Raw genomic sequence first — 24,856 nt, 5'->3', positions numbered from 1 at the left:
GATCAATAACGGTAGTGATCGGCCTTGTACGGACCCTGCTTCGACACGCCGATGTAGGCGGCCTGCTGCTCGGTCAGTTCGGACAGTTGCGCGTTCAGCTTCTTCAACTGCAGGCGTGCCACCTTCTCGTCCAGGTGCTTCGGCAGCACGTACACGCCAACCGGGTACTTGCCGCTGTCGCGCTCGGCCCACAGTTCGATCTGGGCGATCGTCTGGTTGGCGAACGAGCTGCTCATCACGTACGACGGGTGGCCCGTGCCGCAGCCCAGGTTCACCAGACGGCCCTTGGCCAGGATGATCAGCTTCTTGCCGTCCGGGAAGATCACGTGGTCAACCTGCGGCTTGATCTCGTCCCATTCGTACTTCTCGATCGAGGCGATGTCGATCTCGTTGTCGAAGTGGCCGATGTTGCAGACGATGGCCTGGTCCTTCATCTTGGCCATGTGCTCGTGCGTGATCACGTGGTAGTTGCCCGTGCAGGTCACGAAGATGTCGCCGTGTTCGGCGGCGTAGTCCATCGTCACCACGCGGTAGCCTTCCATGGCAGCCTGCAGTGCGCAGATCGGGTCGATTTCCGTGACCCAGACCTGTGCCGACAGTGCGCGCAGTGCCTGGGCGCTGCCCTTGCCCACGTCACCGTAGCCGGCCACGACGGCGACCTTGCCTGCGATCATCACGTCGGTGGCGCGCTTGATGCCGTCCACCAGCGATTCGCGGCAGCCATACAGGTTGTCGAACTTGCTCTTGGTCACCGAGTCGTTCACGTTGATGGCCGGGAAGCGCAGTTCGCCGCGCTGTGCCATCTGGTACAGGCGGTGCACGCCCGTGGTGGTTTCTTCGGTCACGCCACGGATGGCGTCCAGGTTGCGGCTGTACCAGGTGGAATCCTTGGCCAGCTTTTCCTTGATCGCGGCAAACAGGAAGGTTTCTTCTTCGCTGGTCGGGTTGCCGATGACCGATGCATCCTTCTCGGCGCGGGCGCCCAGGTGCAGCAGCAGCGTGGCATCGCCGCCATCGTCCAGGATCATGTTCGGCGTGCCGCCATCGGCCCAGTCGAAGATGCGGTGCGTGAAGTCCCAGTATTCTTTCAGCGTTTCACCCTTGAACGCGAACACCGGCGTGCCCGATTCGGCGATGGCCGCGGCAGCGTGGTCCTGCGTCGAGTAGATGTTGCACGATGCCCAGCGCACGTCGGCGCCCAGTGCCTTCAGCGTCTCGATCAGCACGGCGGTCTGGATCGTCATGTGCAGCGAACCGGCAACGCGGGCGCCCTTGAGCGGCTGCGCGGCGGCGAATTCGTCACGAATGGCCATCAGACCCGGCATTTCGGTTTCGGCAATGGCGATTTCCTTGCGGCCCCAGCCGGCCAGGCCGATGTCGGCCACGAGGTAGTCTTGCTTGAGTTCGGTTACAGCGTTCATGAATCACTCCGGTCGTTGTGGTGGTGAGGCGGGGGACGGGAGTAGTAATGGCCGCGCCGCGCACGAAGGCACGTGGTAGATCACGTGCGTGGCGGGCAGGCAGGTCGACTCGCGCCCCGTGCAGACCACGGGACAGCGAGCGCCGTTGAGACATTCCGAGCCTGGCGGATGGCGAGGCCATCCGTTGCAACGCTCCTCGGAGTGGCGGTATTGTAGCGTGCCTGTCCGCGCCCTGCGGCGCGAATTGCCACAATTTTTCCTGCCAATTCCATCCGACCGACCCTGCCTCGCACATGCATTCCACGCCACCCCGCACCCTGACCATTGCCGGTTCCGACTCCGGCGGCGGCGCCGGCATCCAGGCTGACCTCAAGACTTTTGCCGCGTTTGGCTGCTTCGGCATGAGCGCGATCACGGCCATCACGGCGCAGAACACGCTCGGCGTCACCGGGGTCCACGCGATTCCCGCCGACATGGTCGGCGCGCAGATCGATGCCGTGGCCAGCGATATCGGCGTGGACGCCGCCAAGACCGGCATGCTCGGCACCGCCGCCATCGTCGAGGCCGTGGCCGCCGCCGTGGATCGCCACGGCATTCGCCGCCTGGTGGTCGATCCGGTCATGATCTCGACGTCGGGCGCAACGCTGTCCGATGTCGCCACGAGCCAGGCCATGGTGAAGCTGCTGTTTCCGCGCGCGATCCTGGTCACGCCGAACCTGCCCGAAGCATCCTACCTGCTGGGCCGGCGCATCGCGCGACGCGCCGAGATGGAAACCGCTGCCGCCGATCTGCTGGCAATGGGTTGTCAGGCGGTGCTGCTCAAGGGTGGCCACCTGGAAGACGACGGCCCCAACGCCGCCGGCCTCGACGACCTGTTGATGCTGGCCGATGGCACGGTGCGCGTGTACACGCATCCGCGCATCGATACCCCGAACCTGCACGGCACCGGTTGCACGTTGGCCGCGGCCATCGCCGCGCAACTGGCGCGCGACGAGGCACTGCCCGATGCGGTGAGCACGGCGCTCGACTTCGTTGCGCAAGCCATCGCGGCCGGCTCACGCCTGCGCCTGGGTAGCGGCAACGGGCCGCTCAATCACGGCTTCGCGCCGCGCGTACTGGGTTGATGGGGTTGATGGCGATGGCAATGGAAACGCTGAAAGACATCGATCTGCGCAACGACCCCGCCGCGCGCTGGTTCGTGAAAGATGAAACGGTGCAGGTGATTTTTGCGGAGGTACCCGGCGAACTGGTCAGCCGCGAAGGGCCGAACCGCTACCAGGCCGGCGATGCCATCGTGACCGGCGCCACGGGCGACCGCTGGGTGGTGTCGCGCGAGCGCTTCGATGCGCGCTATGTCCCGGAGGGTTCAACGGGCGCCTACCGCAACCGGCCTGTGCCGGTGCTGGTGAAGGAGATGCTGCAGGCGTTCGCGATCGAACGATCGGCGGGTGGCGACGTGCTGACCGGCAAGCCGGGCGACTGGCTGATGCAGTACGCGCCCGGCGATTACGGCATCACCGAGCGCGCCAGATTCCTGGCCGTGTATCGACCAACTGAAGCGCCCTCGGCTTAGTTTGCGACTTAGTTACCGCCAGCCAACTGCACCAGCTTGAACGACGCGCGGGCCACGCAGCATACGGTGCCCGATGCGTCGCGAGCTTCGCCTTCGCAGAAAGCGATCTTGTTGCCCCGGCGGATGCAGCGCGACTCGAACGTCAGTTCACCGCGTGCGGCGGCCAGGAAGTGCGTCGACATATCGATGGTGATCACGCCCACGTCGAGCGGCGCGTGCGAGCGGGCCGCCCCACTCAGGGTGAAGTCCAGCACCGCCATCAGCGTGCCGCCATGCACATCGCCCCGGCTGTTCACCACATTGCCGTTGGCCGGCAGCCGCGTGCGGCACAACCCCTCTTCCATGTATTCCGGCTGCAGCCCAAGCAGGCGCATCAGCGGGATATCGATACCGAAATAGGGCTTTTCCGGCGTGCCGGGCGCGGCGGGCTTGATCTCGTTCACTGCTGTTTCCTCTCTGCTGGGTTCCGTATGGCGGAACCTCATTCCTATGGTGACTGGGGGAAGAGGATATGCGGATTTGGCGGGAGCCGGAAGGCACCGTGGCCGGTTAGCGCACCAGACCTGCCGGACCTTCCTTATTTCCTGAGCGGCGTGCGGATCGCATGGCCAATGGCCCCGGTACGCAGCGCGATCTTTGCCGTGTCCTCGCGCAGCGCGCGCAGGCGGCGCTCCAGCAGCGCATTGGCCGTGCGACCGGAGGAACTGGCCGTCGATGCCTCGCCTTGGTCGTGCGATTTCTGCAGCGGCTCATCGGCGCCGATCTCGCCCGACGCCACGGCCTGCGCCAGCACTTCGGCACGCCGGCGGTCTGCCGAGTCCGCGATGCGCGCACGTCGCTCGCTGGCATCGTCGTCAGCGGCATCGCTGGCCGTCGACGGCGCCGGCTCATGCACCAGTTCCACGCCCGCCACCGCGGCTTCCGCCGGACTGCGGACAAAACCAACGCCCTGCGTGTCGTGCCGCACCTCGCCCGCCAGCCGCTCGCTCGCCAGCGTCAGCGAGCGCAGCGCGGCATCGGTGGCCTGCACGATGGCCGTTTCGGCGGCTGGTATGTCGAGCTCGCCGTAGTACTGCCGCACCTGGATACGCGCGGCGGCCACGTGCGCGGCCACCAGGTAGTTCTGCACGATGAAGCGGCTCAGGTTGTCCACGGCCCGCTGCCGGGTGCGCGGTTCGTCCAGCATGCGTTGCAGCGAGCCGATCAGCGCCGACAGGTTGTCCATGAACTGCTTGCGCTGCACGCGGTACGCAAAATCGTCCGAGACCTTGCGGGTCAGCAGGTCGCGCGTGGCGGCAATGTAGCGGCGGTTGGCCTGCAGCACGTTCTCCACCAGCTTGGGAATCGCCCGATACTCCCAGCTCGGCAGCACGAAGCTGAAGAGCGAGGCAATCACGCCGCCAATGACCGTATCCACCAGCCGCTCGCCCACCACCGTCTGGCTGCCCGGCAGCAGCAGGTTTATCTGGATCAGCACCTGCACGCACGCGGCAATGGCGGTGTACCGGTACTTGATCGTCACGAACGTGGCGCTGGCCACCAGCGCCAGATACAGGATGGCGAGCAGCACCAGCGGTTCGTGAATCCAGCGCAGGATGCCCACGCTGATGATGCAGCCGATCAGCGTGCCGATCAGGCGGTCGTTGTACCGCTGCTTCGTCATGCTGAAGTTCGGCTTCAGGATCACGACGATCGTCAGCAGGATCCAGTAGCTGTGCGAGGCATAGGGCAGTTGGTCGCCAATCCAGAGCCCCACCGCCACCGCCATGGTGATGCGCAGCGCGAACCGGAACGCCGGAGCGCGCCAGTGCAGGCTGTCGCGCAGGGCGCCGAACTCGTATTTCTGACGCGTCAGGAAGGGCGTCATGTCCGAGCCGGGCAGCACCTTCAGCGGCTCCACGGGCGTACGCGACGCCTCATGCAGCTGGCCTACCAGCGCGATGGCGCCACGCATCATCTCCAGCGTGTCGCGCAGCGCGCCCATCGCCACCGGCGACACGTGGTGATGCCGCAGTTGCTCGATCTCGGACTCCACCGCCCGCAGGTCGGGGGCGTAGTCATAGGCGCTGTACGAAGGCCGCCCGCGCGTCACGTCGTAGGCAATTTCCTCAAGGTCCTTGCAGAGTCCCAGCACCAGCCGGCGCAACCCGTCCAGCACGGGCGTGCCGCCGAACGTCTGACGCAGCAGCGCATAGTCGGTATTGGTCGACAGCAGGTACTCATAGACGTCGAGCATCCGCATATGCACCTGCACCAGCAGGCCGTCATGCTGCGTCCGGTTGCCACGCAGCACCATGTCCCGCGCCGCCTGCTGCCGCTCCGCCACCACGATCTGCTGCCGCACCAGCCGGTTGAACTGCTCCTCGTAATCCGTACCGGCGTCGTAGAACGCCGCCTTGATTTCGAGATAGGCCGCCATCTCGTAGAGCGATTCGGCCAGGATCTGCTGGCGCGTGCGGCGCTCGGTGACCCAACTGACCACCATCGCGTAGAGCAGGTATCCAAAGGCGCCCGCGCCGAATTGCAGCGAGTGGGTCAGGGCCTTCTCCACCACGAAATCCTCGTTGATCGTCAGTGTCATGACGAACAGCATCGAGAACTGCAGCGGCATGGTCTTGTTGCCATAAACCGTCATCATGCCGGCCAGGAACGTGACCAGCACAAGCACGAACGGCAGCACGCGCGGAAACGGCGAGACCAGCGCCACCAGCGCGGTCACCGCCGTGCATAGCAGCACGCTCGCCAGCATCTCGTTGAACTTGTGGTTCAGCGGGCTCGGCAGGTCCATCAGGCTTGTGCATAGCGCGCCGATCGACACCACCATGGCGCTGGGCAGGTCCATGAACTGCATGGCGATCAGCGTCGTGCCGATCACGCCCGTGGCCGAGCGCAGGCCACGATAGATATAGTGCGAGTAGAGGAACGTGCGGGGATCGTGCGCGTATTCCATGGGACCGTATTGTGAAACGGGCGCCGTCACCGCGCGGGCAACGGCGCCTCGGCTGGCAGGTTACTGGCCGAGCCAGCGTGCGCGTCCGGCATGCTTGTCCGCCTCGACGGACACCTTGTACTGCGTGGCCGGCTCACGCGCCAGCGTCACGGGCAGCACGTGCAGTTCGTCGCGCCGGAACACGTGCAGCGCCACCTCGTCCCCCGGTCGATAACGCGCCAACATCTTGTCGAGTTGCCCCGGTGCCACGCGCAGGCCATCCACAGCGGCAAGCAGGTCGCCCGCCGAGAGTCCGCCCTGCTGCCCTGCCCCACCGTCGAGCACCTGGGTCACGCGCACCCAGCCCTCGTCGGTACGGCTCTTGATACCGAGCGCCGCCGAGGCCGAAGGCTTCTGCGTCTCCGCCCGGATGCCGAACGCACGGAACAGCGGCACCAGCCCGATCTCGCCCGTGCCCTCGGTCAGCGCACGCAGCAGGTTGCCGAGTTTCAGGCCCGAGATCTCGTCGAACAGCGCATACACTTCCGCCTCGGTCACGCCACGCTGGCGGGCACCCGGCGCATAGAAGTCGCGGCCGTAGCGTTGCCAGAGCGCGCGCATGACATCGTCGAGTGATTTCCTGCCCTTGGTCTTCTCGCGGATCGTCAGGTCCAGCGCCAGGGCTACCAGCGAACCCTTGGTGTAGTAGCTGACGATGGCGTTCGGCGCGTTCTCGTCCTGGCGATAGTATTTGGTCCACGCATCGAACGCGCTCTCGGCCACGCTCTGCTTGGTGCGGCCACTACCACGCAGCACGCCGTTCCAGGTCTTGGCCAGGATGTCCACATACTGCTTCTCGGTAACCAGTCCCGTGCGCGCCAGGATCAGGTCATCGTAATAACTCGTGAAACCTTCGAACAGCCACAGCAGCGGCGAATACGTTTCCTGCGCAAGCTGGTATGGCACGTAGGCGGCCGGCTTGATCCGCTTGACGTTCCACGTATGGAAATACTCGTGGCTGCAGAGACCCAGGAACGTGCGATAGCCTTCGCTCTGTTCGCTGTTGCCGCGCACCGGCAGATCGTTGCGCGCGCACATCAGCGCCGTGCTGGCGCGATGTTCCAGGCCGCCGTAGCCATCGGTCGTGACCATCGTCATGAACACGTAGCGGCGATTGCTGTCGAGCATGGGCGCGCGGGCGGTGCGTGGCTCGAACAGCTTGATCTGCGCCTCGCAGATCTGCTTCAGGTCGCGGCAGACGCGCTGGATGTCGAGCTGCGGCACGCGGCCCGTGAACACCACGTCATGCTGCACGCCGCAGGCGCGGAAGCTGGCCAGCGCGAACGTGCCCATCTCCACGGGATGGTCGATCAGTTCGTCGTAGTCCGCGGCCAGGTAACGGCCAAAGCCGTAGCGGCGCGCGCCGCCCGCACCCTTTGCCTCGGGCAGCGACGTGGCCACGCGCCAGTCCGCATAGGCTTCACCCGCCGGGGCATGGATATCCACCGTGCATGGCTGCTCGTCCTGGCCCACCACGCGCAGAAACACGGAACTGCCGTTGAAGAAGCCGTGGGTGGTGTCCAGGTGCGCGGCACGCACGGACAGATCCCACGCATAGACTTCGTAGCTCAGCGTCAGCGGACCGGCGTTGGCAGCCAGTGGTTCGGCCTGCCACGTCTGCTTGTCGAGCTTGGTCAGCGATACGGGCTCGCCGCCTGCATCGGCGCGGATGCGGACGATGTTGCGGGCGAAGTCGCGGATCATGTAGCTGCCCGGAATCCACGCGGGTAGCGTGAAGACCTGGCCAGCGGAGTCGGGGGCATCCACCGTCACGGTGACGGCAAACATGTGGGCTTCAGGTTGAAGCGGGGCGATGGCGTAGCGGATCGGCGTCATGGTCACGAATTGTAGCGTCACGTTCCGATGGGCGGCGAGAACGCCGATCCACGCAGGTACTGTCCCGGTCAGCATCGCCGGGACATCGGGGCAACTTCCTTACGCGTTGACGTCGACCACCACGCGTCCGCGCATGCCGCCTTCCACGATCTTGCGCCCGGCGTCGATGGCCTCGGCCAGCTTGATCTCGCGCGTGATGGCCTGCAGTCGGTCGGGCGCCAGATCCTGCGCCAGCCGCTTCCATGCCGTCTCGCGCAGTGGCATCGCCGCCATCACGCTGTCGATCCCCGCCAGCGTCACGCCGCGCAGGATGAACGGGGCCACCGATGCCGGGAAATCCATGCCCTGCGCCAGCCCGCAAGCGGTGACCACGCCGCCGTAGCGGACCTGCGCGCAGGCGTTGACCAATGTGTGCGAACCCACCGAATCCACCACGGCCGCCCAGCGCTCCTTCTGCAACGGCTTGTTCGGTACGCCCAGTTCGGCGCGGTCGATCACGTCGGCAGCGCCCAGTGCACGCAGGAAGTCTGCTTCCTTGGTTTTGCCCGTGGAGGCAATCACGCGATAGCCAAGCTTCGACAAGATGGAGATGGCCACAGAACCGACACCACCCGAAGCGCCCGTCACCAGCACCTCGCCATCGCCCGGACGCACCGGCCCGTTCACCCCGCCGCGCTCCAGCGCCAGCACAGACAGCATCGCCGTGTAGCCCGCCGTGCCAATCGCCATTGCCTGCTTCGTGGTGAATGCATCGGGCAGCTTCACCAGCCAGTCGCCCTTGAGCTTCGCGCGCTGCGCCAGGCAACCCCAGTGCGTCTCGCCCACGCCGTAGCCGTTGAGCACCACGCGGTCGCCGGTCTTCCAGCGCGGATCTTCCGACGCCAGCACGGTGCCCGCGCCGTCGATGCCCGCCACCATCGGCCACTTGCGCACCACCGGCGAGCGGCCAGTGATCGCCAGCCCGTCCTTGAAGTTGATCGTCGAGTAGACGACGGCCACCAGCACATTGCCATCCTCGGGCAACCGGGCCTCGTCGATCTGTGCCACTTCCGCCTGCGTCTTGCCATCGGCCTGGGTCAGCAGCAAAGCCTGGAACGTCATGGTGATGTCTCCCGTCTGGATGTTGTGTGGGTGTGAGGGTTCGTGATGGATGGGGGCCGGAAATGCAAAGCGGCCGGACTAGGCCGGCCGCTCCTGACAGCCGGGGGTGCATCCGGCGTCGTTATTTTTTCAGGCTTGCGAGCTTGCGTTCGAGCGTGGCCGCATCGGCCGCCCCCGGAATGCGCGTACCGTCCGTGAAGAACACGGCCGGCGTGCCATTGATGTTCAGACTCTGACCAAGCGCCAGATTCTGATCCACCGGCGTATTGCAGCTACCGTTTCCGGTCAGCGCCGTGTGGTTCAGCATCCAGTCGCGCCATGCCTTGGTGCGGTCCGTCGAGCACCAGACCTGCTTGGCCTTGACCGTCGAGTCTGGCGACAGCACCGGATAGAGGAAGGTGTAGATCGTGACATTGTCCATTTGCTGGAAGGTCTGCTCGATCTTCTTGCAATAGCCACAGTTGGGGTCCGAGAACACCGCCATGGTACGGCTGCCATCGCCCTTGGTCCATTTGATGGCGCGCGACAAGGGCAGGTCCGCCCACTTGATCTTGTTGATCTCGGCCAGGCGCTCTTCGGTCAGGTTCGTATTGGTCTTGGTATCGATCAGTTCGCCGTTGAGGATGTAGCGGCCGGTGGCATCGGCATAGACGATCTGGCCGCCGACATTGACTTCGTACAGGCCCGGCATCGGCGCCTTGGTCACGCTCTTGACCTCGGCGCGGCCGCCCAGCATCTTCTGGATCGACGCCTTGATCTTGTCCGTACCCGGCTCATCCGCGGCCAGCGCGTGCAGTGCGTAACCGGCCACGGCCACGCCGCCTGCAAGGGCGGTGAAGGTGGCAACGCGGGCGGAACGGCGGCGGAACATTTGCAACATATTGACTCCAGGTTCGGAAGGCCGGTCAGTGCGCCGGCTTGGATCTTGAATGTGTTCGGTGAATCGTCGGTGCGGCGGCAGGTACGGATTGTCCGCCTAGCCCAGTGCCCGGCCAATCAGAAAACGCTTGAGCAGTCCCTGACCGCCGACGGCGCGCATCCCCAGGTTGCGAACCACGCGGGCCGGTGTGCCGGGCAGCGAGAACAGGCGATGCAGGCCGTCCGTGGCGGCGGTCAGCGAGAGCAGGTCCGTGGCGCGGGCCCGTTCGTAGCGGCGCAGCAGGCGCAGGTCACCCTCGGGACGGAACGATTCTTTGTCGGCCATCACGCGGCCAAGTTCCACAACATCGCGCAGACCGAGGTTCATGCCCTGCCCGGCCAGCGGATGCACCACATGTGCCGCATCGCCCACCAGCGCCACATGCGGCATCACGAACTGCTCGGCGCGTTGCAACACCAGCGGGAAACCCTGCGCCGGCGTGATGCAACGCAAGGCACCGAAGCGGGCGCCAACGGCGCCACTGGCCACCTGCATCACCGTGGCGGCCAGCGCCTCCGGCGACAGCGCCAGCAGATCGCGGGCATGCGCCTCGTCGGCGGACCAGACCATCGACACCCGGTTGCCCGGCAGCGGCAGGATGGCGAGGATCTCGCCATTGGCGGGCTCCTCGTCGGCAATCAGTTTTTCCGGTGCGCCGAGAAACCACTGCCATGCGGTTTCCTGATGCGGCAGTTCGCAAGTGAAGTTGGCGACCACGCCAAGTTGGCGATACCGGCGCTGGGTGGTGCCGATGTGGCACTGCTGCCGCACCCAGGACCGTGCGCCATCGGCACCGACCACGCAGTTGGCCCGCACGCGCGCGCCGCTGGTCAGCGTCAGCGTGACGCCGTCGATATCGCGGGCCAGCTCTTCGGCCGTCTCATCGAACCATGTCACCTGATGCTGGAAGCGCAGCGCGGTATCGAGCAGACGCTCGACGTGGCTGGACTCGATGATCCACGCCAGTTGTGGCACCGCCGCCGCGTAGGCCGAGAAATGGAGATCGCCGTGCGGCGATGGGCCGGACTCCCCGGCGCTTTCATCGCCAAAGATGCGCATGTCGCGCACGGGCTGCACCCGGGCGGGGTCCAGCGCCTCCCAGACCCGCAGCCGCTCCAGCAGCGCCTGGGAGCTGGCCGAGAACGCATAAATGCGGCTATCCCAGTCGTCCTCGCCGGTAAGCGCCGTGCTGGCGACGGGCCGGGGCGCCACCAGCGCCACCTGCATGCCCTGCTGCGCCAGCAGCAACGCGCAAGCCTTGCCGACAATGCCACCGCCGACGACGGCAATCTGGAAGCGGGAGGAAGAATTCGACGACATATAGATAGCGGCGGCGCCAGGCGCCGGCGCTGGAGGTCCGGACATGGCTGGATTATAGCGACGTGATGAAGGCGCCATTACGGCGTGGCGTCAACGGATCACCGCGCCGCCAGCCCGGGCGGCCGTGCCAGAATCCCCCTCGGCCATGGACGCCCATCCGCTAGAATACGGGATTCGCCATTTTCCGCCTGACACCATGAGCCTCAAATGCGGCATCGTCGGCCTGCCCAACGTCGGCAAGTCCACGCTGTTTAATGCCCTGACGAAAGCCGGCATCGCCGCCGAAAACTATCCGTTCTGCACGATCGAGCCCAATGTGGGTGTGGTCGAAGTGCCGGATGCGCGGCTTGCCAAGCTGGCCGAGATCGTCAAACCCGAGCGCATCCTGCCGGCGACGGTCGAGTTCGTGGATATCGCGGGCCTGGTGGCCGGCGCCTCGAAGGGCGAAGGGCTGGGCAACCAGTTCCTGGCCAATATCCGTGAAACGGACGCCATCACGCACGTGGTGCGCTGCTTCGAAGACGAAAACGTGATCCACGTAGCGGGCAAGGTCGATCCGCTGTCCGATATCGAGGTCATCAACACTGAACTGGCACTGGCCGACCTGGCCACCGTCGAGAAGGCACACGCCCGCTACATCAAGCCGGCCCGCGCCGGTGACAAGGAAGCGTTGCGCCTGGTAGCGGTGCTGGAGAAGGCCCAGGCCGTGCTGGATCAGGCCAAGGCCGTGCGCACGCTGGACCTGGCGCCCGAAGAGTGGGAAGCCATCCGCCCGTTCTGCCTGATCACCGCCAAGCCGACGATGTATGTGGCCAACGTGCGTGAAGACGGCTTCGAGAACAATCCGCACCTCGACGCCGTGCGCGAGTACGCCAAGCAGACCGGCTCGCCGGTGGTGGCCGTCTGTGCCGCCATCGAAGCCGAAATCGCCGACCTGGAAGACGCTGACAAGGCCGAGTTCCTGGCCGACCTCGGCATGGAAGAGCCGGGCCTGGACCGCGTGATCCGCGCCGGCTTCAAGCTGTTGGGCCTGCAGACCTACTTCACGGCTGGCGTGAAGGAAGTGCGCGCCTGGACGATCCACATCGGCGACACCGCGCCGAAGGCAGCCGGCGTGATCCACACCGACTTCGAACGCGGCTTTATCCGCGCGCAGACCATCGCCTACGACGATTACATCCAGTACAAGGGCGAATCGGGCGCCAAGGAAGCCGGCAAGATGCGCGCCGAAGGCAAGGAATACGTGGTGCACGACGGCGACGTGATGAACTTCCTGTTCAACGTCTGAGTCGATACCCAGCACGTATCATCGAGAAGCCCGGATTTTTCCGGGCTTTTCTTTTTGGAGGACGGGCAATCAGAACGGACGGATGGGAATGTAGGCGCAGCGGAACAGTCGCGCCTGCAAGCGAGGATATCGATTTTTCCTCGCACCCCGCGCAGCTTTTGCGCAGAGCCGCCGGTTACAGAACGGCGGCTTGAAGTCATCGGGGATCGCGGTGACGCCATCGAACAGCGACGGCTGCCATTCGATCACCTGTGCGGCAAGCCGCAGCCTCCGGCGCAATGTGCTGGCCCCGACCGCGAGATGATGCGCAATGGCCCTGCGGTCGTTGCCCATATTGGCGAAAACACGAAAATAGGCAACGGCTTCCGCGAATCGTCCGATAAGCTGCAGTTCCTTCGCGGACCTTTCCTCTCGTGCCGAGAGGCCAACCGAGGGATCATATTCGTCGGGTGCGCTCAGTGAAGCCGCGATGGCGTTGTCTCTCGTCCCGCCGTCGTCATCCTCATGTCGCACGTCCAGACGCACGGCGAAACGCAGGCGTTGGTCCGCAAACTTTACGAACCGGTTGTAGAGACGCCCAAGGATCAACTGATGAATTGCGCTGTCCGCCATGTCGGGCGGCGGGACCCGGCCGCGACTCAACGCCTCGGCAACCAGCCACGCCTCCGCCTGAAGGTCTTCGATAGTCGTCTCGCCACATGAACGTGCCGCGATGCGACGAAGGTCCGAATGAATGGCGGGAAGCAGCTTGGCGAAGAAGGCGCCAGTGTCACGCAGGGGCATGAAGGGGAACGGGTGGCAGAAGGAGCGGGCACTGTATGTCAGGTTTGGTAAAGCGTGCTTTACTGCACACGATGACATTGCTCTGCATCAAACCTTCCGAATTACTGCGGGAAGTTCCCCCTCACATCCCCTCCAACCCCTCTCCTCGCATCCCCACCAGCAGCGCCTGGCCGCTCGCGTCCACGCGGAACTCGCCGAAGCGGGCCCTGGCGTAGCGGTCGGCCTGACCCTCCTGGAAGAACCACGCGTCCGTGGAGACTTGCGTGCCTGTGCCGCCCCAGCGCGGGGATGGCACGTTCTGCACGCGTAGCAGGAGTTCGCCATCGGCCAGCGGTTCGCCCTTGTGGAGGCGGACGAAATGGCCTTCCCGGCTGGCGTCGCGGCGGATCACGATGACTTCTTCGCGCGAGGCAGGCGTCTGCTCCGTGCCGTGGGCCACGCGCACATCGTTGGCAATCGAGAAGTTCAGCGCCATGTAGTCGCCCTGCACCAGCGAGCGGGGATCGACCGGGGCCAGGCGCAGGTAGACCACCTCGCCATTGGCGATCAGTCGTTCTTTGCCAACGATGCCGGCCAGCGCTACGCCGAGGGCGAGCAGCCATGCGATCAGGATCCATCGTTTCATTGGACGGCCTCCGCGCGCGGCATACGAGCAACGACGATGCGAACGGCAAGCAGCAATACGCCAGCGCCGGCCAGCGTCGCGGATTTGGCCAGCAGCGTCCATTGCAGCGTGCTGTAGTACCAGACGAAGCCGATCAGTACGCTGGTGATGGCGAGACCCATCCAGGTCAGCGAGCCGCGTCGCATGGCCAGGGCCAATGCCAGCACGCCTGCCGTCACGGCTGGGGCGAAGACCATCAACGCGCTGAATGCGGCGGCGGTGACCAGCATCACCGCAGCGGTGCGAGCATCGGCGCCAAGGCGCTTGCATTCAAGCCAGGCGAACACGACGAGTACGGCTCCGGTCAACACGCCGCCCAGCCACGCGCCCGGCGCGTACCAGGTCCGACCGGTGCCGAAGATAAGTGCGGCCGGATGCATCATCCCGGTCACGACCAGCGCGCCACCCAGCGCAAACACCAACGTGGCATCGGCGGCGGGTTCCCACACGGCATGGCGGCCCGATGCCGCCAGACTTGCCTCACGCATTGCAAACACGACCACGCCGGCCAGCGCCAGCGCGGCGAGCAATCCGATCATCGGCGGAATGGCGGTCCAGCGCGGCGCCACCATATCCCCCAACGCGATGCAGGCACCGATTGCCACGGCCGACCACGTAGCCAGTGCCGCCAGGAATCGATGCAAGCGATCCGGGACCACCACGAAGAGCAGCGCCTCGAGCACAGCCACAGCCAGCCAGAACGATGCCGACTCGATCGAGCGAAATCCGAATTCCTCTCCGACACCGGCAATCGCCATGCCCTGACCGCCCAGGCTCAGGGCCAGCGCGAACTGTCCCATCGCAATGCGGCCACTCTCACCAGCCCGCACGCGATACAACGCGATGGCCGCACCGATCATGATCGCGCCCGTGATCGCCATGGCCGGTCCGTTGCCGCGCGTCGCGGCGAACACCGTGCCAATCAGGAACATCTGGAAGAACAGCGCGCCCAACCAACCCGCGCCGCCCATCAGCAATCGGATAGGCCACGGCGTACGCAGCGTGACAGGACAATCCCCCTGCACCGCACCGCGCGCCGCCAGCCGCTGCCAGAGCGCTTTCTCGAAGGTTGCGTCGCTCATGCCTCGCCTCCCGACTCTGCACCAGACTCGGCCCGCCACGCGCGCAGCAGCCACGTGGCCGCTGCCACGGCCAGGCCGATGGTCAGCAGCGCCAGCAGCAGGAAGGCGCCGAAATCACCGTCGATGCTCACCAGTCCGCGCCCGGCCGCCATCACCACGATGCCGATGCCAGTCAGGCAGACCAGGCTGAGCACCACGATGTCGAAGGCCCGCCATCGGACCCACGCCCCGAGCGCTGCCAGCGCCGCTGCGCTGACCAGAAACGTGAGCGCGGCAAAATGGTCCAGCACCACGCTGGCCGTCGCCACCCACCCCGCGTAGCCACAAATCAGTACGCCGATCAGCCGCGGCCCTGTCATGCCCCGGAAGCCGAAGGCTGGCGCACGCGCTGCCAGCCCATGCCAGACCGCCAGTTGCACCACGGCAAGGCCGAGCAGGAACAGCATCGTCTCGCGCGCCCATCGCGCCGAGAAAAGCAGTTCGAACATGCCACCGATGCCCAGGTTCACGCTGCAATACCGTAGCAGCGCCACGTTGCCGAGCACCAGCACGATCCACCAGTGCGGCGCAGCACGCGCGGCCAGTGCCCACGGCGTGGCCAGCAATGCCCAGAGCGCAAACAACTGCCACGCATCGGCACCGGTCTGGTAGGTCTGTCCGATCACCGCCAGCAGCACACCCGACACGATTTGCGCGCCGGCCAGCGCGGCGCGCCCGGCTAGATCGCCCGATGGCCGCCACGCCGCGAAACCGGCGAGCAGCGTCAGCACCGCAGCCAGCAGGCCGAATTTGGAAAACTTGTGGAGATCCGCCCAGTTGAAGGCGAAGAAGACAATGACACCGGCGCAGAGCAGCGCCGTGCCCAGAGAGAGCAGCACGCGGTCAAGCCAGTGCTGCCAGTCCGCAGTGGCAGGCAGCGTCGGCTGCCATGCCGTGCGCAGATCATCGGCGTTTAACCGGCCCTGCGCGCGCCAGTCGGCCAGCGCCTGCTGGCTGATTCTGCGCTGCGTGAATCGTTGATGCGAGAAGCTGTCCAAAGCGGCAATCCCCCGGGATTCGGCATGGTCTGCAATGTAGCAGGCGACCGCGCCGAAGTCTCCCGGGAGACGCCGCCATGTGTGGCAGATCAGAAACGATAAGTCACGTTGCCGATGATCGAGCGCTGCGTGCCGAAGAAGCAGTCGCCGCGTGCGATACAGCTGTATACGTACTGCTTGCCCGTGAGGTTGTTGATGTTCAGCGAGACGCGCACCGGCCCCCGGTCGTAGGCCACCACGGCGTCGAATACCGTGAAACCGCCCACGCGGTTGTTGCCCGTGCCGTCGGTACTCGGGCCGTTGTAGCGCACACCGGCACCGGCGATGAAGCCCGGAATGTCGAACAGCGCGAAGCGGTAGTTGGCCCACAGCGACGCCGTGTTCGTCGGGATGCTTGCCAGACGCTGCCCTTGCTCGGCTGCCGAGCCCTCGATCACCTTCGCGTTCAGGAAGGTATAGGCGGCGATCAGGTCGAGGCGACCCAGCGACACCAGCGCTTCCAGTTCCGCGCCGCGCGTGCGGGCCTCGCCCACCTGCACCGTGCCCGGCACGCCATTGACCACGCCAGCCACCTTGCGGTTTTCTTCGCGCATGTCGAACAGCGCGGCCGTCAGCGTCATGTTCTTGCCGAGCGGCTGGTACTTGACGCCCACTTCCCACTGCTTGCCGCGCAGCGGCTTGAACGCCGCGCCGTCCACGTTGAAGCCCGCCTGGCCCTGGAACGACTCGGCATAGCTCACGTACGGGTTCAGGCCGAAGTCCGTGCGGTACATCAGGCCGAAACGCTTGGTCAGTTCGTTGTCGTCACGCGAGGCCGAGGGCGTGTTGTCCTGCGAGGCGCGCGACCAGTCGTAGCGCAAGCCCAGCATCAGCAGCCACTTGTTCCATTCGAGCTGATCCTGCAGGTAGACACCGGTCTGGATCTGCTTGGCCGGCTGCAACGTGTTGAACACCGTCGGCGCGGTGTAGTTGCCGTAGACCGGGTTGAACACATTGATCGGTGCAGCCGTGCCGTTGGCGTTGCTGCGGCCCGTGGCATCGCTGTGCTGGTAGTCGATGCCGGTCAGCAGCGTGTGCTTGACGGCGCCGGTATTGAATTTCGACTGGCCCTGCGTATCCACGGCGAACTGGTTCAGCGTGGGCTGGTTCATGTAGACCACGCGGCGCAGCATCGTGTTACTGCCCGGCACCCAGCCGTGCGTGGCGCCGGTGAAGCCGGTGGTGTAGATGCTGCGGTAGTCCACGGTGCTGTGCGAGTAACGCAGGTTCTGGCGCACTTCGAACGTGTCGTTGAAACGGTGCGAGAACTGGTAGCCGATGGCGTGCTGCTGCGCGCGATAGCGGTCGAAATCCGGTTCGCTGACGAAGAAGCTCTGCGGAATCGCACCTGCCGGATTCTCGATCAGCGTGCCGCGCCACGGGAAGAAGCCGATCATCGATCCGCTATCGTCGCGCTGGAAGTTCGCCAGGATCGTGAACGAGGTATCGGCGTTCGGCCGGTACGTCAGCGACGGGGCGATGAAGTAGCGGTTGTCCTTGACGTAGTCCACCGACGCATCGCTGTCGCGCGCCATCGCCACAAAGCGATACAGCCACTTGCCGTCCGCGTCGATCGGACCAGTCAGGTCGGCCTGGATCTGCTTGCGGTTGTAGTTGCCGAAGCTCACGCCGATCTCGCGGTACGCCTCGGCCTGCGGACGCTTCGATACCAGGTTCACCACGCCGCCCACCGCACCTTGCCCGTATAGCATGCCCGACGGTCCCTTCAGTACCTCGATGCGCTCCAGCGCGTACGGGTCGGGCCGCGTGTTGTTGTAGAAGCCCACGGCGTTGAGCAGGCCGTCGAGATACTGGGTGGAATCGGTGCCACGGATCTTGATCGAATCCGTGCGGTTGTCGTTCGCAAACCCGGCCGTGGTCACGCCCGCCGTGTAGCCGACGGCTTGCGCCACCGTCTGCGCGCCGGTGAGTTCGATCCGGTCACGGGTGATGACCGTGATCGACTGTGGCGTCTCGACGATCGGCGTGTCGGTCTTGGTGGCGGTCAGCGCGCGCTTGGCAACGAAGCCTGTGACCGGCCCGGTCGGCGTTTCATTGCTGCCCTTGACGGTCACCGCCGGCAGTTCGTGGTGGGCGGTAGCGGCGGGCGCCTGTTCCTGCGCCATCGCCACGGTGGCGGCTTGCATGCTCAGGGCGAAGGTGGTCAGGCGGAGGGCGTGCGAACCGCTCAGGCGGCGCCGGGCGCGTACAGACATGGATTGATCTCGGGTAGGCTGTCAGGAATGGGAATAGGAATGACTCGTATTACGATGCGCATTGTAACGATTTGTCATACCCCGGATACATTCGGACGAACTTGAAATGCTCGGCGTCGCGTACACGCCACAGTGGCGCACCGCTTCCGCGCCGGTCGCGAGGTCGGTATGCTGGGCGCCGCTTTCCATCCCGCCGTTGCGCTCCCACACCATGACTCTTGGCATCCTTGCCGCCCTCCACGACGAAGTCGACGGACTGATTGCCGCGATGCGCCACGAAGACGCCCGCGCCACGACGCAGACGATTGGCATGCGCGATTACCACTGCGGCACCCTGCACGGGCAGCCTGTGGTGCTGGTTCTGGCACGGGTGGGAAAGGTGGCGGCAGCGGCCACCACGGTGACGCTGATTCGCGAATTCGGTGTGGAAGGCATTGTGTTCACCGGACTCGCCGGTGGGGTCGCAACGGAGGTCGGGGTCGGCGATATCGTCGTGGCCGATGCCACGATCCAGCATGACCTGGACGCCCGCCCGCTATTCCCGCGCCACGAGGTGCCCCTGCTGGGGCAGTCGGTATTTCCCGCCGATCCCGCGCTGACCGCTGCGTTGCGCCAGGCGGTGGAAGGCTTCCTGCGCGACGACCTGACCAGCGAGGTGCCTGACGGCGTGCTGGCCCGCTTTGGCATCCACGCGCCGAAGCTTCACGTGGGAATGATCGGCAGCGGCGACCAGTTCATCAATTCCGCCATGGCCGTCGCCGGCCTGCGCCGCGACCTGCCCTTGCTGCAGGCCGTAGAGATGGAAGGTGCGGCACTGGCCCAGATCTGCCACGAGTACGGCGTGCCCTATGCGTTGATGCGCACGGTGTCGGATCGCGCCGATGACGCCGCGCACGTGGACTTTCCGGCCTTCCTGCGCGACGTGGCGAGCCACTACTCCAGCGCGGTGCTACGACGATTCCTCGACGCGCGCGGCTGAATTCCCGACGCCACAGTTATTTCTCTTCTTACCGACGCGGCCGCGCAACACCCCAGACCGCCACCAGCAGGGCCGCGCCGAAGATTGCCGCGCCCCATCCCCAAAGCTGGCCGTCCGTAAAAAGATGGGCGGCCCGCCCGCCATAGAAAGCAGAGAGCGCGCCCGCCATTCCCAGCAGCAGCGCCACCGGCACCCGCACGACGCGTCCGGCGGGATGCAGCAACGCCCCGGCCAGTCCCACCACTGCACCCACCACCAACAGACCAAACATTCGCCTCTCCAGTGCCTCTAAAGTCATATATTCTGGCAATGTTCCAACAATAGCGCTGTTGGAACAAACCGCCCCAGTCGCCTGCAAGGATGTTTACGAGCGGTATAATGACCCCCGCTTCCGGCATCGATCCGGATGGCATTCCAACCCCACAAATGCAACTGCTCGCGATCGGCATCAATCACACAACGGCACCCGTCTCGCTCCGCGAACGTGTGGCGTTTCCGCTTGAGCAGATCAAACCCGCACTGGGCGCCCTGCGCACCCACCTGGCGGGCCGCAGTGGCACCGAAGCCGCGATTCTCTCCACCTGCAACCGTACCGAAATCTACTGCGCCACCGATGTGCTGCAGCCCGGGCAGGATGGATTCGAGCACACGTTGCACTGGCTTGCCCAGCATCACAATGTGCCGGCCGGTGAATTGGCGCCGCATTTGTACGCCCTGCCCCAGTCAGAAGCCGTGCGTCACGCATTCCGCGTGGCCAGCGGGCTCGACTCCATGGTGCTGGGCGAGACCCAGATTCTCGGACAACTGAAGGATGCTGTGCGCACCGCTGGCGAAGCCGGCGCGCTGGGCACGTACCTGAACCAGTTGTTCCAGCGCACGTTCGCGGTGGCCAAGGAAGTCCGTGGCCAGACCGAGATCGGCGCGCATTCCGTGTCGATGGCCGCCGCTGCGGTGCGCCTTGCGCAACGAATCTTCGAAAGCGTTTCCACGCAGCGCGTGCTGTTCATCGGCGCCGGCGAGATGATCGAGCTGTGCGCCACGCACTTCGCGGCACAGCAGCCGCGCCAGATCGTGGTGGCCAACCGCACCATCGAACGCGGCGAGAAGCTGGCCGAGCAACTGGCCGAACAGGGCCTGACCACGCAGGCCATCCGTCTGCAGGACCTGGGCGAACGGCTGCACGAATTCGACATCGTCGTCTCCTGCACCGCCAGTTCGCTGCCGATCATCGGCCTGGGTGCCGTCGAACGCGCGGTCAAGCGCCGCAAGCATCGCCCGATCATGATGGTCGACCTGGCCGTGCCGCGTGACGTGGAGCCGGAAGTCGCGCGCCTGAACGATGTGTTCCTCTACACCGTCGACGATCTCGGCGCCGTGGTGCGCGAAGGCAATGCCCTGCGGCAGGCCGCCGTGGCACAGGCCGAGGCCATCATCGAATCGCGCGTGCTGAACTTCATGCACTGGCTGGAAACGCGCAGCGTGGTGCCTGTGATCCGCGACCTGCAGACCGCCGGCGAATCCATCCGCCAGGCCGAGCTGGACCGCGCGCGCCGGATGCTGGCACGCGGCGACGATCCGGAAGCCGTGCTCGAAGCCCTGTCGGGCGCGCTGACGCGCAAGTTCCTGCACGGCCCCACGCACGCGCTGAACCACACGCAGGGCGAAGACCGCGAGGCACTGCTGCGTCTGGTGCCGGGTCTGTTCCGCCACAGCAGCCATTCCGAGCGCTAGCCGCGCTCACCCTCCCTGCCGGCACCCGCCGGCATCCGGCATCGACCCAGGCCATGGCACATGGCACGATGGGTCACCGCTCTCCTCCGCAATGCACGCTGCATTGCTCCGTGACACCAGCCGAATCCCGTATCCGATGAAAGCCAGCATGCTCCAAAAGCTCGACCAGTTGGCCGAGCGACTCGACGAAGTCAATGCCCTGCTCGCGCACGAGAACGCCACAGCCGACATCAACCAGTACCGCAAGCTGTCGCGCGAGCATGCCGAGTTGTCGCCCGTGGCCGAGCAATACGGCCAGTACCGCCAGGCGCAGGAAGACCTGGCCACGGCCGAGGCGCTGCTCGACGACCCCGAGATGAAGGACTTCGCCGCCGATGAAATTGGCGCTGCGCGAGACCGGCTGACATCGCTTGCATCGAGCCTGCAAACGCTGCTGCTGCCAAAGGACCCCAACGACGATCGCAACCTGCTGCTGGAAATCCGCGCCGGTGCCGGTGGCGAGGAAAGCGCGCTGTTCGCCGCCAACCTGCTGCGCATGTACACGCGATATGCGGAACGGCAGCGGTGGCAGGTGGAGATCATGAGCGAGTCCGAGTCCGACCTCGGCGGCTACAAGGAAGTCATCGTGCGCATTGCCGGCGATGCGGCGTTTTCCAAACTGAAGTTTGAATCGGGCGGCCATCGCGTGCAGCGCGTGCCGGCCACCGAGGCGCAAGGACGCATCCACACCTCGGCCTGTACCGTGGCCGTGATGCCCGAGGCCGACGAAGTGGCCGAGGTGCAGATCAACCCTTCAGATTTGCGCGTGGATACCTTCCGCGCCTCAGGTGCCGGTGGCCAGCACGTCAACAAGACCGATTCGGCCGTGCGGCTGACTCACCTGCCCACCGGCATCGTGGTCGAGTGCCAGGACGACCGCAGCCAGCATCGAAACAAAGAAAAGGCGATGAAGGTGCTGGCCGCGCGCATCATGGACGCGCAGTTGCGCGCCGCGCAGGCCAAGGAAGCCAGCACCCGCCGCAACCTGATCGGCACGGGCGACCGCAGCGACCGCATTCGCACCTACAACTTTCCGCAGGGCCGCGTGACCGATCACCGCATCAACCTGACGCTCTACAAGATCGACATGATCATGGACGGCGATCTGGACGAACTGGTATCGGCACTTTCCGCCGAGCACCAGGCCGATCAGCTGGCCGCACTAGGCGACGAAAATTGACATTTGTAACCAAGGTAAATGCGTGAAACAGCACTGGCGTGAAAAAGCGCGCTGTCTATAATCGATTTCGACCAGACCACCCCAATACATCACTTTCTGACAGGTAAGAGATCGGGGGACGAAGTCTGGATGTGGAAGTCCACTCCTCAACAGACACACAAGGATGAAATCATGAAGAAACTGCTCGTCATGCTGATGCTCGCCGCCGCCGTTACCGCCTGCAGCAAGAAGGAAGAAGCACCGGCCGCCAACGCCGACACCGCGATGCAGAACGCTGCCGAATCGGCCAAGGCCGCTGCCAGCGACGCTGCTGCCGCCGCCGCCAACGCCGCGGACGCCGCCAAGGCCGCTGCAAGTGGTGCTGCCGCCGATGTGTCCGCCGCCGCCGAAAAGGCCAAGGTCGATGCCGGCAATGCCATGGCCCAGGCCAAGGAAGCCGCGCGCGACGCCGTGAACACCGGCGCCGACAAGGCCAAGGACGCCGTCAACAAGTAATACCCCTACGCATTCGAGGCGTCGCCCGCAGGCCGGAATCGGCTTACACTGGACGCCTCACTCGACGTCGCGAAAAGAACCCCGTCAGGCCGATGCCCGACGGGGTTTTTTGCAGCAGGCGCCAGTTCTTTTCCCCAAGACGTACCGGCCGTAGAACATGTCGTCCTCCACCCTAGCGGGCACGTTGCCGCCCGATCCCACGCTGCGCGAAGCGCTGACCCTTGCCGCCATGGCCGGCCTGCCTTCGCTCGAAGCCCGCATGCTGCTCTCGCACGTCACCGGCTTCACGCGCACGCAACTGATCACCCGCGACAACGATCACCTCAATGCAGCACAGCATGATGCATTTTCCACGTTGCTGGCACGGCGGCTGGCGGGTGAGCCAATGGCGTATCTGCTCGGCGAGCGCGAGTTCTTCGGCCGCTCGTTCCGCGTCACGCCCGATGTGCTGATCCCGCGTCCGGACACCGAGGTAGCCGCCGAGGCTGCGCTGGCGCGGCTGGCCGATATCCACACACCGCGCGTGCTCGACATGGGCACCGGCTCCGGCATCCTGGCCGTGACGCTGGCCCGCGAACGCGCCGATGCCGAAGTCTGGGCCACCGATATCTCGCCGGGTGCGCTGATGGTGGCACAGGACAATGCCCGCGCGCTGCAGGCCGACAATATCCGGTTCCTGGTCTCGGACTGGTACGGCGCATTGCCCGATTCCCTGCGATTTCACTTGATCGTGAGCAATCCGCCTTACATTGCCGAGGGCGATCCGCACCTGAGCGAAGGCGACCTCCGTTTCGAGCCCATCGACGCGCTGACCGACCACAAGGACGGCCTGTCGGACCTGGGCGCCATCGTGGCCGGCGCGCCAGACCGGCTGCTGCCGGGCGGCTGGCTGCTGATGGAGCACGGCTACGACCAGGGGTATGCCACGCGCCACCTGCTGACCAGTGCCGGCTTTGCGGAGGTGTTCACGGCACGCGACCTCGGCGGCAACGAACGCTGCAGCGGCGGCCGGCTGCCCGGTTGAGATCCGGCGCCGGGGCCCCATCTGCACGGCATCGGGGGCGCATCCGAGCGGCTCCTGAACGCCAGGCGCGATTCCGGTAAAATCCGGAGCCATTCCCCAATTCATTCGCGGTGCCACCTGGCATCGCGCGCAACCGGAACGTATCCATCATGAGTGACGTACAACAGAAGATCGACCAGATCGTGAAGGGCAGCCCCGTGGTTCTGTTCATGAAGGGCACCGCCCAGTTCCCGATGTGCGGCTTCTCGGGCCGTGCCATCCAGATCCTGAAGGCTTGCGGCGTGGACGCCCCGACCACGGTCAACGTGCTGGAAGACGACGGCATCCGCCAGGGCATCAAGGAATACGCCAGCTGGCCGACCATTCCCCAGCTCTACGTGAACGGCGAGTTCGTCGGCGGTTCGGACATCATGATGGAGATGTACCAGAACGGCGAACTGCAGACCCTGCTGAAAGCCTGAGCCTGAGTCCGTCATGCCTGTGGAACAAGGCGGCGCGCCGCAACGGCTGATCGTCGCCATCACGGGCGCCACCGGCGCCATCTACGGTGTCCGGCTGCTTGAGGTGCTGCGCGATGTGAGCGGTGTGGAAACCCACCTGCTGATCTCGCCGGCCGGCATCATGAACCTCCAGCACGAACTCGACATCGGCCGTGCCGAGGTCGAGGCACTCGCCGATGTCGTGCATAACGTGCGCGACGTTGGCGCGACCATCGCCAGCGGATCGTTCCGCGCGCACGCGATGATCGTCGCACCCTGCTCGATGCGCACGCTGGCTGCCATCGCACACGGCCTCTCCGACAACCTGATTACACGCGCTGCCGATGTCACGCTCAAGGAGCGTCGCAAGCTCGTGCTGATGGTGCGCGAAACCCCGCTGAACCTGGCCCACCTGCGCAACATGACCGCCGTGACCGAAATGGGCGGCATCGTGTTCCCGCCCGTACCGGGGTTCTACCAGAAGCCGCAGACCATTGCGGAACTGGTCGACCACACGGTGGGACGCGTGCTGGATCTGGTGGATTTAAGGGATGTGGGGGAGAAGCTGGCGCCGGGGTGGATGGGGTTGGGGAATAGCGCCGATCCTGCTTAGTAAGCTCCCCTCTCCCATGCAATGGGAGAGCAACCGTGTCAAGCAGGT

General features: G+C 65.3%; 23 protein-coding genes and 1 riboswitch. Of the genes, 10 read left to right on the top strand and 13 right to left on the bottom strand.

Going from position 1 to position 24,856, the window contains the following annotated elements; genetic code table 11:
• Positions 1-2: 2 nt before the first annotated feature.
• Entirely contained in the window at positions 3-1,421 is a 1,419-nt protein-coding gene (ahcY, locus tag ABDB81_RS03000) for an adenosylhomocysteinase (RefSeq protein ID WP_137928333.1), read from the bottom strand.
• 130 nt (positions 1,422-1,551) lie between these two features.
• Positions 1,552-1,625: riboswitch (S-adenosyl-L-homocysteine riboswitch) on the bottom strand.
• Positions 1,626-1,714: 89 nt separating this feature from the next.
• Here ahcY and thiD point away from each other — a divergent pair.
• On the top strand, positions 1,715-2,545 hold the full coding sequence (gene thiD, locus ABDB81_RS02995; protein ID WP_346809720.1) for a bifunctional hydroxymethylpyrimidine kinase/phosphomethylpyrimidine kinase: 831 nt from the start codon (positions 1,715-1,717) through the stop codon (positions 2,543-2,545).
• A 20-nt stretch (positions 2,546-2,565) separates the two neighbouring features.
• On the top strand, positions 2,566-2,994 hold the full coding sequence (locus ABDB81_RS02990; protein ID WP_346809718.1) for a PGDYG domain-containing protein: 429 nt from the start codon (positions 2,566-2,568) through the stop codon (positions 2,992-2,994).
• Between the two features lie 8 nt (positions 2,995-3,002).
• Here ABDB81_RS02990 and ABDB81_RS02985 read toward each other — a convergent pair whose 3' ends face one another.
• The 6 genes from ABDB81_RS02985 to ABDB81_RS02960 all read right to left on the bottom strand — a co-directional run bounded on the left by ABDB81_RS02985 (position 3,003) and on the right by ABDB81_RS02960 (position 11,159).
• Positions 3,003-3,479, bottom strand: a complete 477-nt coding sequence (locus ABDB81_RS02985) for a PaaI family thioesterase (protein ID WP_202126641.1) — start codon at positions 3,477-3,479, stop codon at positions 3,003-3,005.
• Between the two features lie 92 nt (positions 3,480-3,571).
• A complete protein-coding gene (locus tag ABDB81_RS02980; protein ID WP_346809716.1) occupies positions 3,572-5,944 on the bottom strand; it encodes an FUSC family membrane protein in 2,373 nt (790 codons plus the stop codon).
• A gap of 60 nt (positions 5,945-6,004) precedes the next feature.
• Complete coding sequence (locus ABDB81_RS02975) at positions 6,005-7,819, bottom strand: M61 family metallopeptidase (RefSeq protein WP_346810011.1); 1,815 nt, start codon at positions 7,817-7,819, stop codon at positions 6,005-6,007.
• 99 nt (positions 7,820-7,918) lie between these two features.
• Positions 7,919-8,920 (bottom strand): MDR family oxidoreductase, encoded by a 1,002-nt coding sequence (locus ABDB81_RS02970; RefSeq protein ID WP_346809714.1) that lies wholly within the window; start codon positions 8,918-8,920, stop codon positions 7,919-7,921.
• A 121-nt stretch (positions 8,921-9,041) separates the two neighbouring features.
• Positions 9,042-9,800, bottom strand: coding sequence for a DsbC family protein (locus ABDB81_RS02965; protein WP_137928327.1), 759 nt, complete (start codon positions 9,798-9,800; stop codon positions 9,042-9,044).
• A gap of 96 nt (positions 9,801-9,896) precedes the next feature.
• Positions 9,897-11,159, bottom strand: a complete 1,263-nt coding sequence (locus ABDB81_RS02960) for a UbiH/UbiF family hydroxylase (RefSeq protein WP_346810010.1) — start codon at positions 11,157-11,159, stop codon at positions 9,897-9,899.
• A gap of 196 nt (positions 11,160-11,355) precedes the next feature.
• On the opposite strand from ABDB81_RS02960, the gene ychF reads away from it, so the two are divergent.
• The gene (gene ychF / locus ABDB81_RS02955) at positions 11,356-12,447 is read left to right on the top strand and encodes a redox-regulated ATPase YchF (protein ID WP_137928326.1); all 1,092 of its coding nucleotides are present in this window, start codon (positions 11,356-11,358) and stop codon (positions 12,445-12,447) included.
• Between the two features lie 69 nt (positions 12,448-12,516).
• On the opposite strand, the gene ABDB81_RS02950 is transcribed toward ychF, so the two are convergent.
• The 5 genes from ABDB81_RS02950 to ABDB81_RS02930 all read right to left on the bottom strand — a co-directional run bounded on the left by ABDB81_RS02950 (position 12,517) and on the right by ABDB81_RS02930 (position 18,178).
• On the bottom strand, positions 12,517-13,230 hold the full coding sequence (locus ABDB81_RS02950) for a hypothetical protein (protein WP_137928325.1): 714 nt from the start codon (positions 13,228-13,230) through the stop codon (positions 12,517-12,519).
• A gap of 121 nt (positions 13,231-13,351) precedes the next feature.
• A complete protein-coding gene (locus tag ABDB81_RS02945; RefSeq protein WP_160471246.1) occupies positions 13,352-13,855 on the bottom strand; it encodes a GDYXXLXY domain-containing protein in 504 nt (167 codons plus the stop codon).
• Entirely contained in the window at positions 13,852-14,976 is a 1,125-nt protein-coding gene (locus ABDB81_RS02940; protein ID WP_346809711.1) for a DUF4401 domain-containing protein, read from the bottom strand. Before ABDB81_RS02940 ends, ABDB81_RS02945 begins: the two co-directional genes overlap by 4 nt.
• A complete protein-coding gene (locus tag ABDB81_RS02935; protein WP_346809709.1) occupies positions 14,973-16,013 on the bottom strand; it encodes a DUF2157 domain-containing protein in 1,041 nt (346 codons plus the stop codon). Before ABDB81_RS02935 ends, ABDB81_RS02940 begins: the two co-directional genes overlap by 4 nt.
• Positions 16,014-16,102: 89 nt before the next feature.
• Complete coding sequence (locus ABDB81_RS02930; protein WP_237380232.1) at positions 16,103-18,178, bottom strand: TonB-dependent siderophore receptor; 2,076 nt, start codon at positions 18,176-18,178, stop codon at positions 16,103-16,105.
• 301 nt (positions 18,179-18,479) lie between these two features.
• On the opposite strand from ABDB81_RS02930, the gene ABDB81_RS02925 reads away from it, so the two are divergent.
• Positions 18,480-19,247 (top strand): 5'-methylthioadenosine/adenosylhomocysteine nucleosidase, encoded by a 768-nt coding sequence (locus tag ABDB81_RS02925; protein WP_346809707.1) that lies wholly within the window; start codon positions 18,480-18,482, stop codon positions 19,245-19,247.
• A 28-nt stretch (positions 19,248-19,275) separates the two neighbouring features.
• Here ABDB81_RS02925 and ABDB81_RS02920 read toward each other — a convergent pair whose 3' ends face one another.
• Positions 19,276-19,518 carry a hypothetical protein gene (locus tag ABDB81_RS02920; protein WP_137928468.1) on the bottom strand — a complete coding sequence of 81 codons (243 nt, stop codon included), beginning with the start codon at positions 19,516-19,518 and terminating at the stop codon, positions 19,276-19,278.
• Positions 19,519-19,673: 155 nt separating this feature from the next.
• Here ABDB81_RS02920 and hemA point away from each other — a divergent pair, with 155 nt between their 5' ends.
• From hemA to ABDB81_RS02890, 6 genes are all read left to right on the top strand, one after another.
• Positions 19,674-20,978: a glutamyl-tRNA reductase gene (gene hemA, locus ABDB81_RS02915; protein ID WP_137928473.1), complete on the top strand. Its 1,305-nt coding sequence runs from the start codon at positions 19,674-19,676 to the stop codon at positions 20,976-20,978.
• A gap of 136 nt (positions 20,979-21,114) precedes the next feature.
• Positions 21,115-22,197: a peptide chain release factor 1 gene (prfA, locus tag ABDB81_RS02910; RefSeq protein ID WP_137928467.1), complete on the top strand. Its 1,083-nt coding sequence runs from the start codon at positions 21,115-21,117 to the stop codon at positions 22,195-22,197.
• A 171-nt stretch (positions 22,198-22,368) separates the two neighbouring features.
• The gene (locus tag ABDB81_RS02905; protein ID WP_137928466.1) at positions 22,369-22,692 is read left to right on the top strand and encodes a hypothetical protein; all 324 of its coding nucleotides are present in this window, start codon (positions 22,369-22,371) and stop codon (positions 22,690-22,692) included.
• A 157-nt stretch (positions 22,693-22,849) separates the two neighbouring features.
• Positions 22,850-23,716 (top strand): peptide chain release factor N(5)-glutamine methyltransferase, encoded by an 867-nt coding sequence (gene prmC / locus ABDB81_RS02900; protein ID WP_160471241.1) that lies wholly within the window; start codon positions 22,850-22,852, stop codon positions 23,714-23,716.
• 149 nt (positions 23,717-23,865) lie between these two features.
• Positions 23,866-24,177: a Grx4 family monothiol glutaredoxin gene (gene grxD, locus ABDB81_RS02895; RefSeq protein WP_137928464.1), complete on the top strand. Its 312-nt coding sequence runs from the start codon at positions 23,866-23,868 to the stop codon at positions 24,175-24,177.
• Between the two features lie 13 nt (positions 24,178-24,190).
• On the top strand, positions 24,191-24,808 hold the full coding sequence (locus ABDB81_RS02890; RefSeq protein ID WP_346809704.1) for a UbiX family flavin prenyltransferase: 618 nt from the start codon (positions 24,191-24,193) through the stop codon (positions 24,806-24,808).
• The last annotated feature ends 48 nt before the right edge of the window (positions 24,809-24,856 follow it).

Origin of the sequence: Cupriavidus sp. DL-D2 (assembly GCF_039710735.1) — a bacterium.
Lineage (GTDB): Bacteria > Pseudomonadota > Gammaproteobacteria > Burkholderiales > Burkholderiaceae > Cupriavidus.
The sequence above is the reverse complement of the archived record's forward strand: the minus strand, read 5'-3'. Positions and strand labels throughout refer to the sequence as shown.

Bases quoted from the DNA above. Each gene is read 5' to 3' on its own strand.
- ahcY (WP_137928333.1), bottom strand. From the start codon at position 1,421: ATGAACGCTGTAACCGAACTCAAGCAAGACTACCTCGTGGCCGACATC.
- thiD (WP_346809720.1), top strand. From the start codon at position 1,715: ATGCATTCCACGCCACCCCGCACCCTGACCATTGCCGGTTCCGACTCC.
- ABDB81_RS02990 (WP_346809718.1), top strand. From the start codon at position 2,566: ATGGAAACGCTGAAAGACATCGATCTGCGCAACGACCCCGCCGCGCGC.
- ABDB81_RS02985 (WP_202126641.1), bottom strand. From the start codon at position 3,479: ATGAGGTTCCGCCATACGGAACCCAGCAGAGAGGAAACAGCAGTGAAC.
- ABDB81_RS02980 (WP_346809716.1), bottom strand. From the start codon at position 5,944: ATGGAATACGCGCACGATCCCCGCACGTTCCTCTACTCGCACTATATC.
- ABDB81_RS02975 (WP_346810011.1), bottom strand. From the start codon at position 7,819: ATGACGCCGATCCGCTACGCCATCGCCCCGCTTCAACCTGAAGCCCAC.
- ABDB81_RS02970 (WP_346809714.1), bottom strand. From the start codon at position 8,920: ATGACGTTCCAGGCTTTGCTGCTGACCCAGGCCGATGGCAAGACGCAG.
- ABDB81_RS02965 (WP_137928327.1), bottom strand. From the start codon at position 9,800: ATGTTGCAAATGTTCCGCCGCCGTTCCGCCCGCGTTGCCACCTTCACC.
- ABDB81_RS02960 (WP_346810010.1), bottom strand. From the start codon at position 11,159: ATGTCGTCGAATTCTTCCTCCCGCTTCCAGATTGCCGTCGTCGGCGGT.
- ychF (WP_137928326.1), top strand. From the start codon at position 11,356: ATGAGCCTCAAATGCGGCATCGTCGGCCTGCCCAACGTCGGCAAGTCC.
- ABDB81_RS02950 (WP_137928325.1), bottom strand. From the start codon at position 13,230: ATGCCCCTGCGTGACACTGGCGCCTTCTTCGCCAAGCTGCTTCCCGCC.
- ABDB81_RS02945 (WP_160471246.1), bottom strand. From the start codon at position 13,855: ATGAAACGATGGATCCTGATCGCATGGCTGCTCGCCCTCGGCGTAGCG.
- ABDB81_RS02940 (WP_346809711.1), bottom strand. From the start codon at position 14,976: ATGAGCGACGCAACCTTCGAGAAAGCGCTCTGGCAGCGGCTGGCGGCG.
- ABDB81_RS02930 (WP_237380232.1), bottom strand. From the start codon at position 18,178: ATGGCGCAGGAACAGGCGCCCGCCGCTACCGCCCACCACGAACTGCCG.
- ABDB81_RS02925 (WP_346809707.1), top strand. From the start codon at position 18,480: ATGACTCTTGGCATCCTTGCCGCCCTCCACGACGAAGTCGACGGACTG.
- ABDB81_RS02920 (WP_137928468.1), bottom strand. From the start codon at position 19,518: ATGTTTGGTCTGTTGGTGGTGGGTGCAGTGGTGGGACTGGCCGGGGCG.
- hemA (WP_137928473.1), top strand. From the start codon at position 19,674: ATGCAACTGCTCGCGATCGGCATCAATCACACAACGGCACCCGTCTCG.
- prfA (WP_137928467.1), top strand. From the start codon at position 21,115: ATGAAAGCCAGCATGCTCCAAAAGCTCGACCAGTTGGCCGAGCGACTC.
- ABDB81_RS02905 (WP_137928466.1), top strand. From the start codon at position 22,369: ATGAAGAAACTGCTCGTCATGCTGATGCTCGCCGCCGCCGTTACCGCC.
- prmC (WP_160471241.1), top strand. From the start codon at position 22,850: ATGTCGTCCTCCACCCTAGCGGGCACGTTGCCGCCCGATCCCACGCTG.
- grxD (WP_137928464.1), top strand. From the start codon at position 23,866: ATGAGTGACGTACAACAGAAGATCGACCAGATCGTGAAGGGCAGCCCC.
- ABDB81_RS02890 (WP_346809704.1), top strand. From the start codon at position 24,191: ATGCCTGTGGAACAAGGCGGCGCGCCGCAACGGCTGATCGTCGCCATC.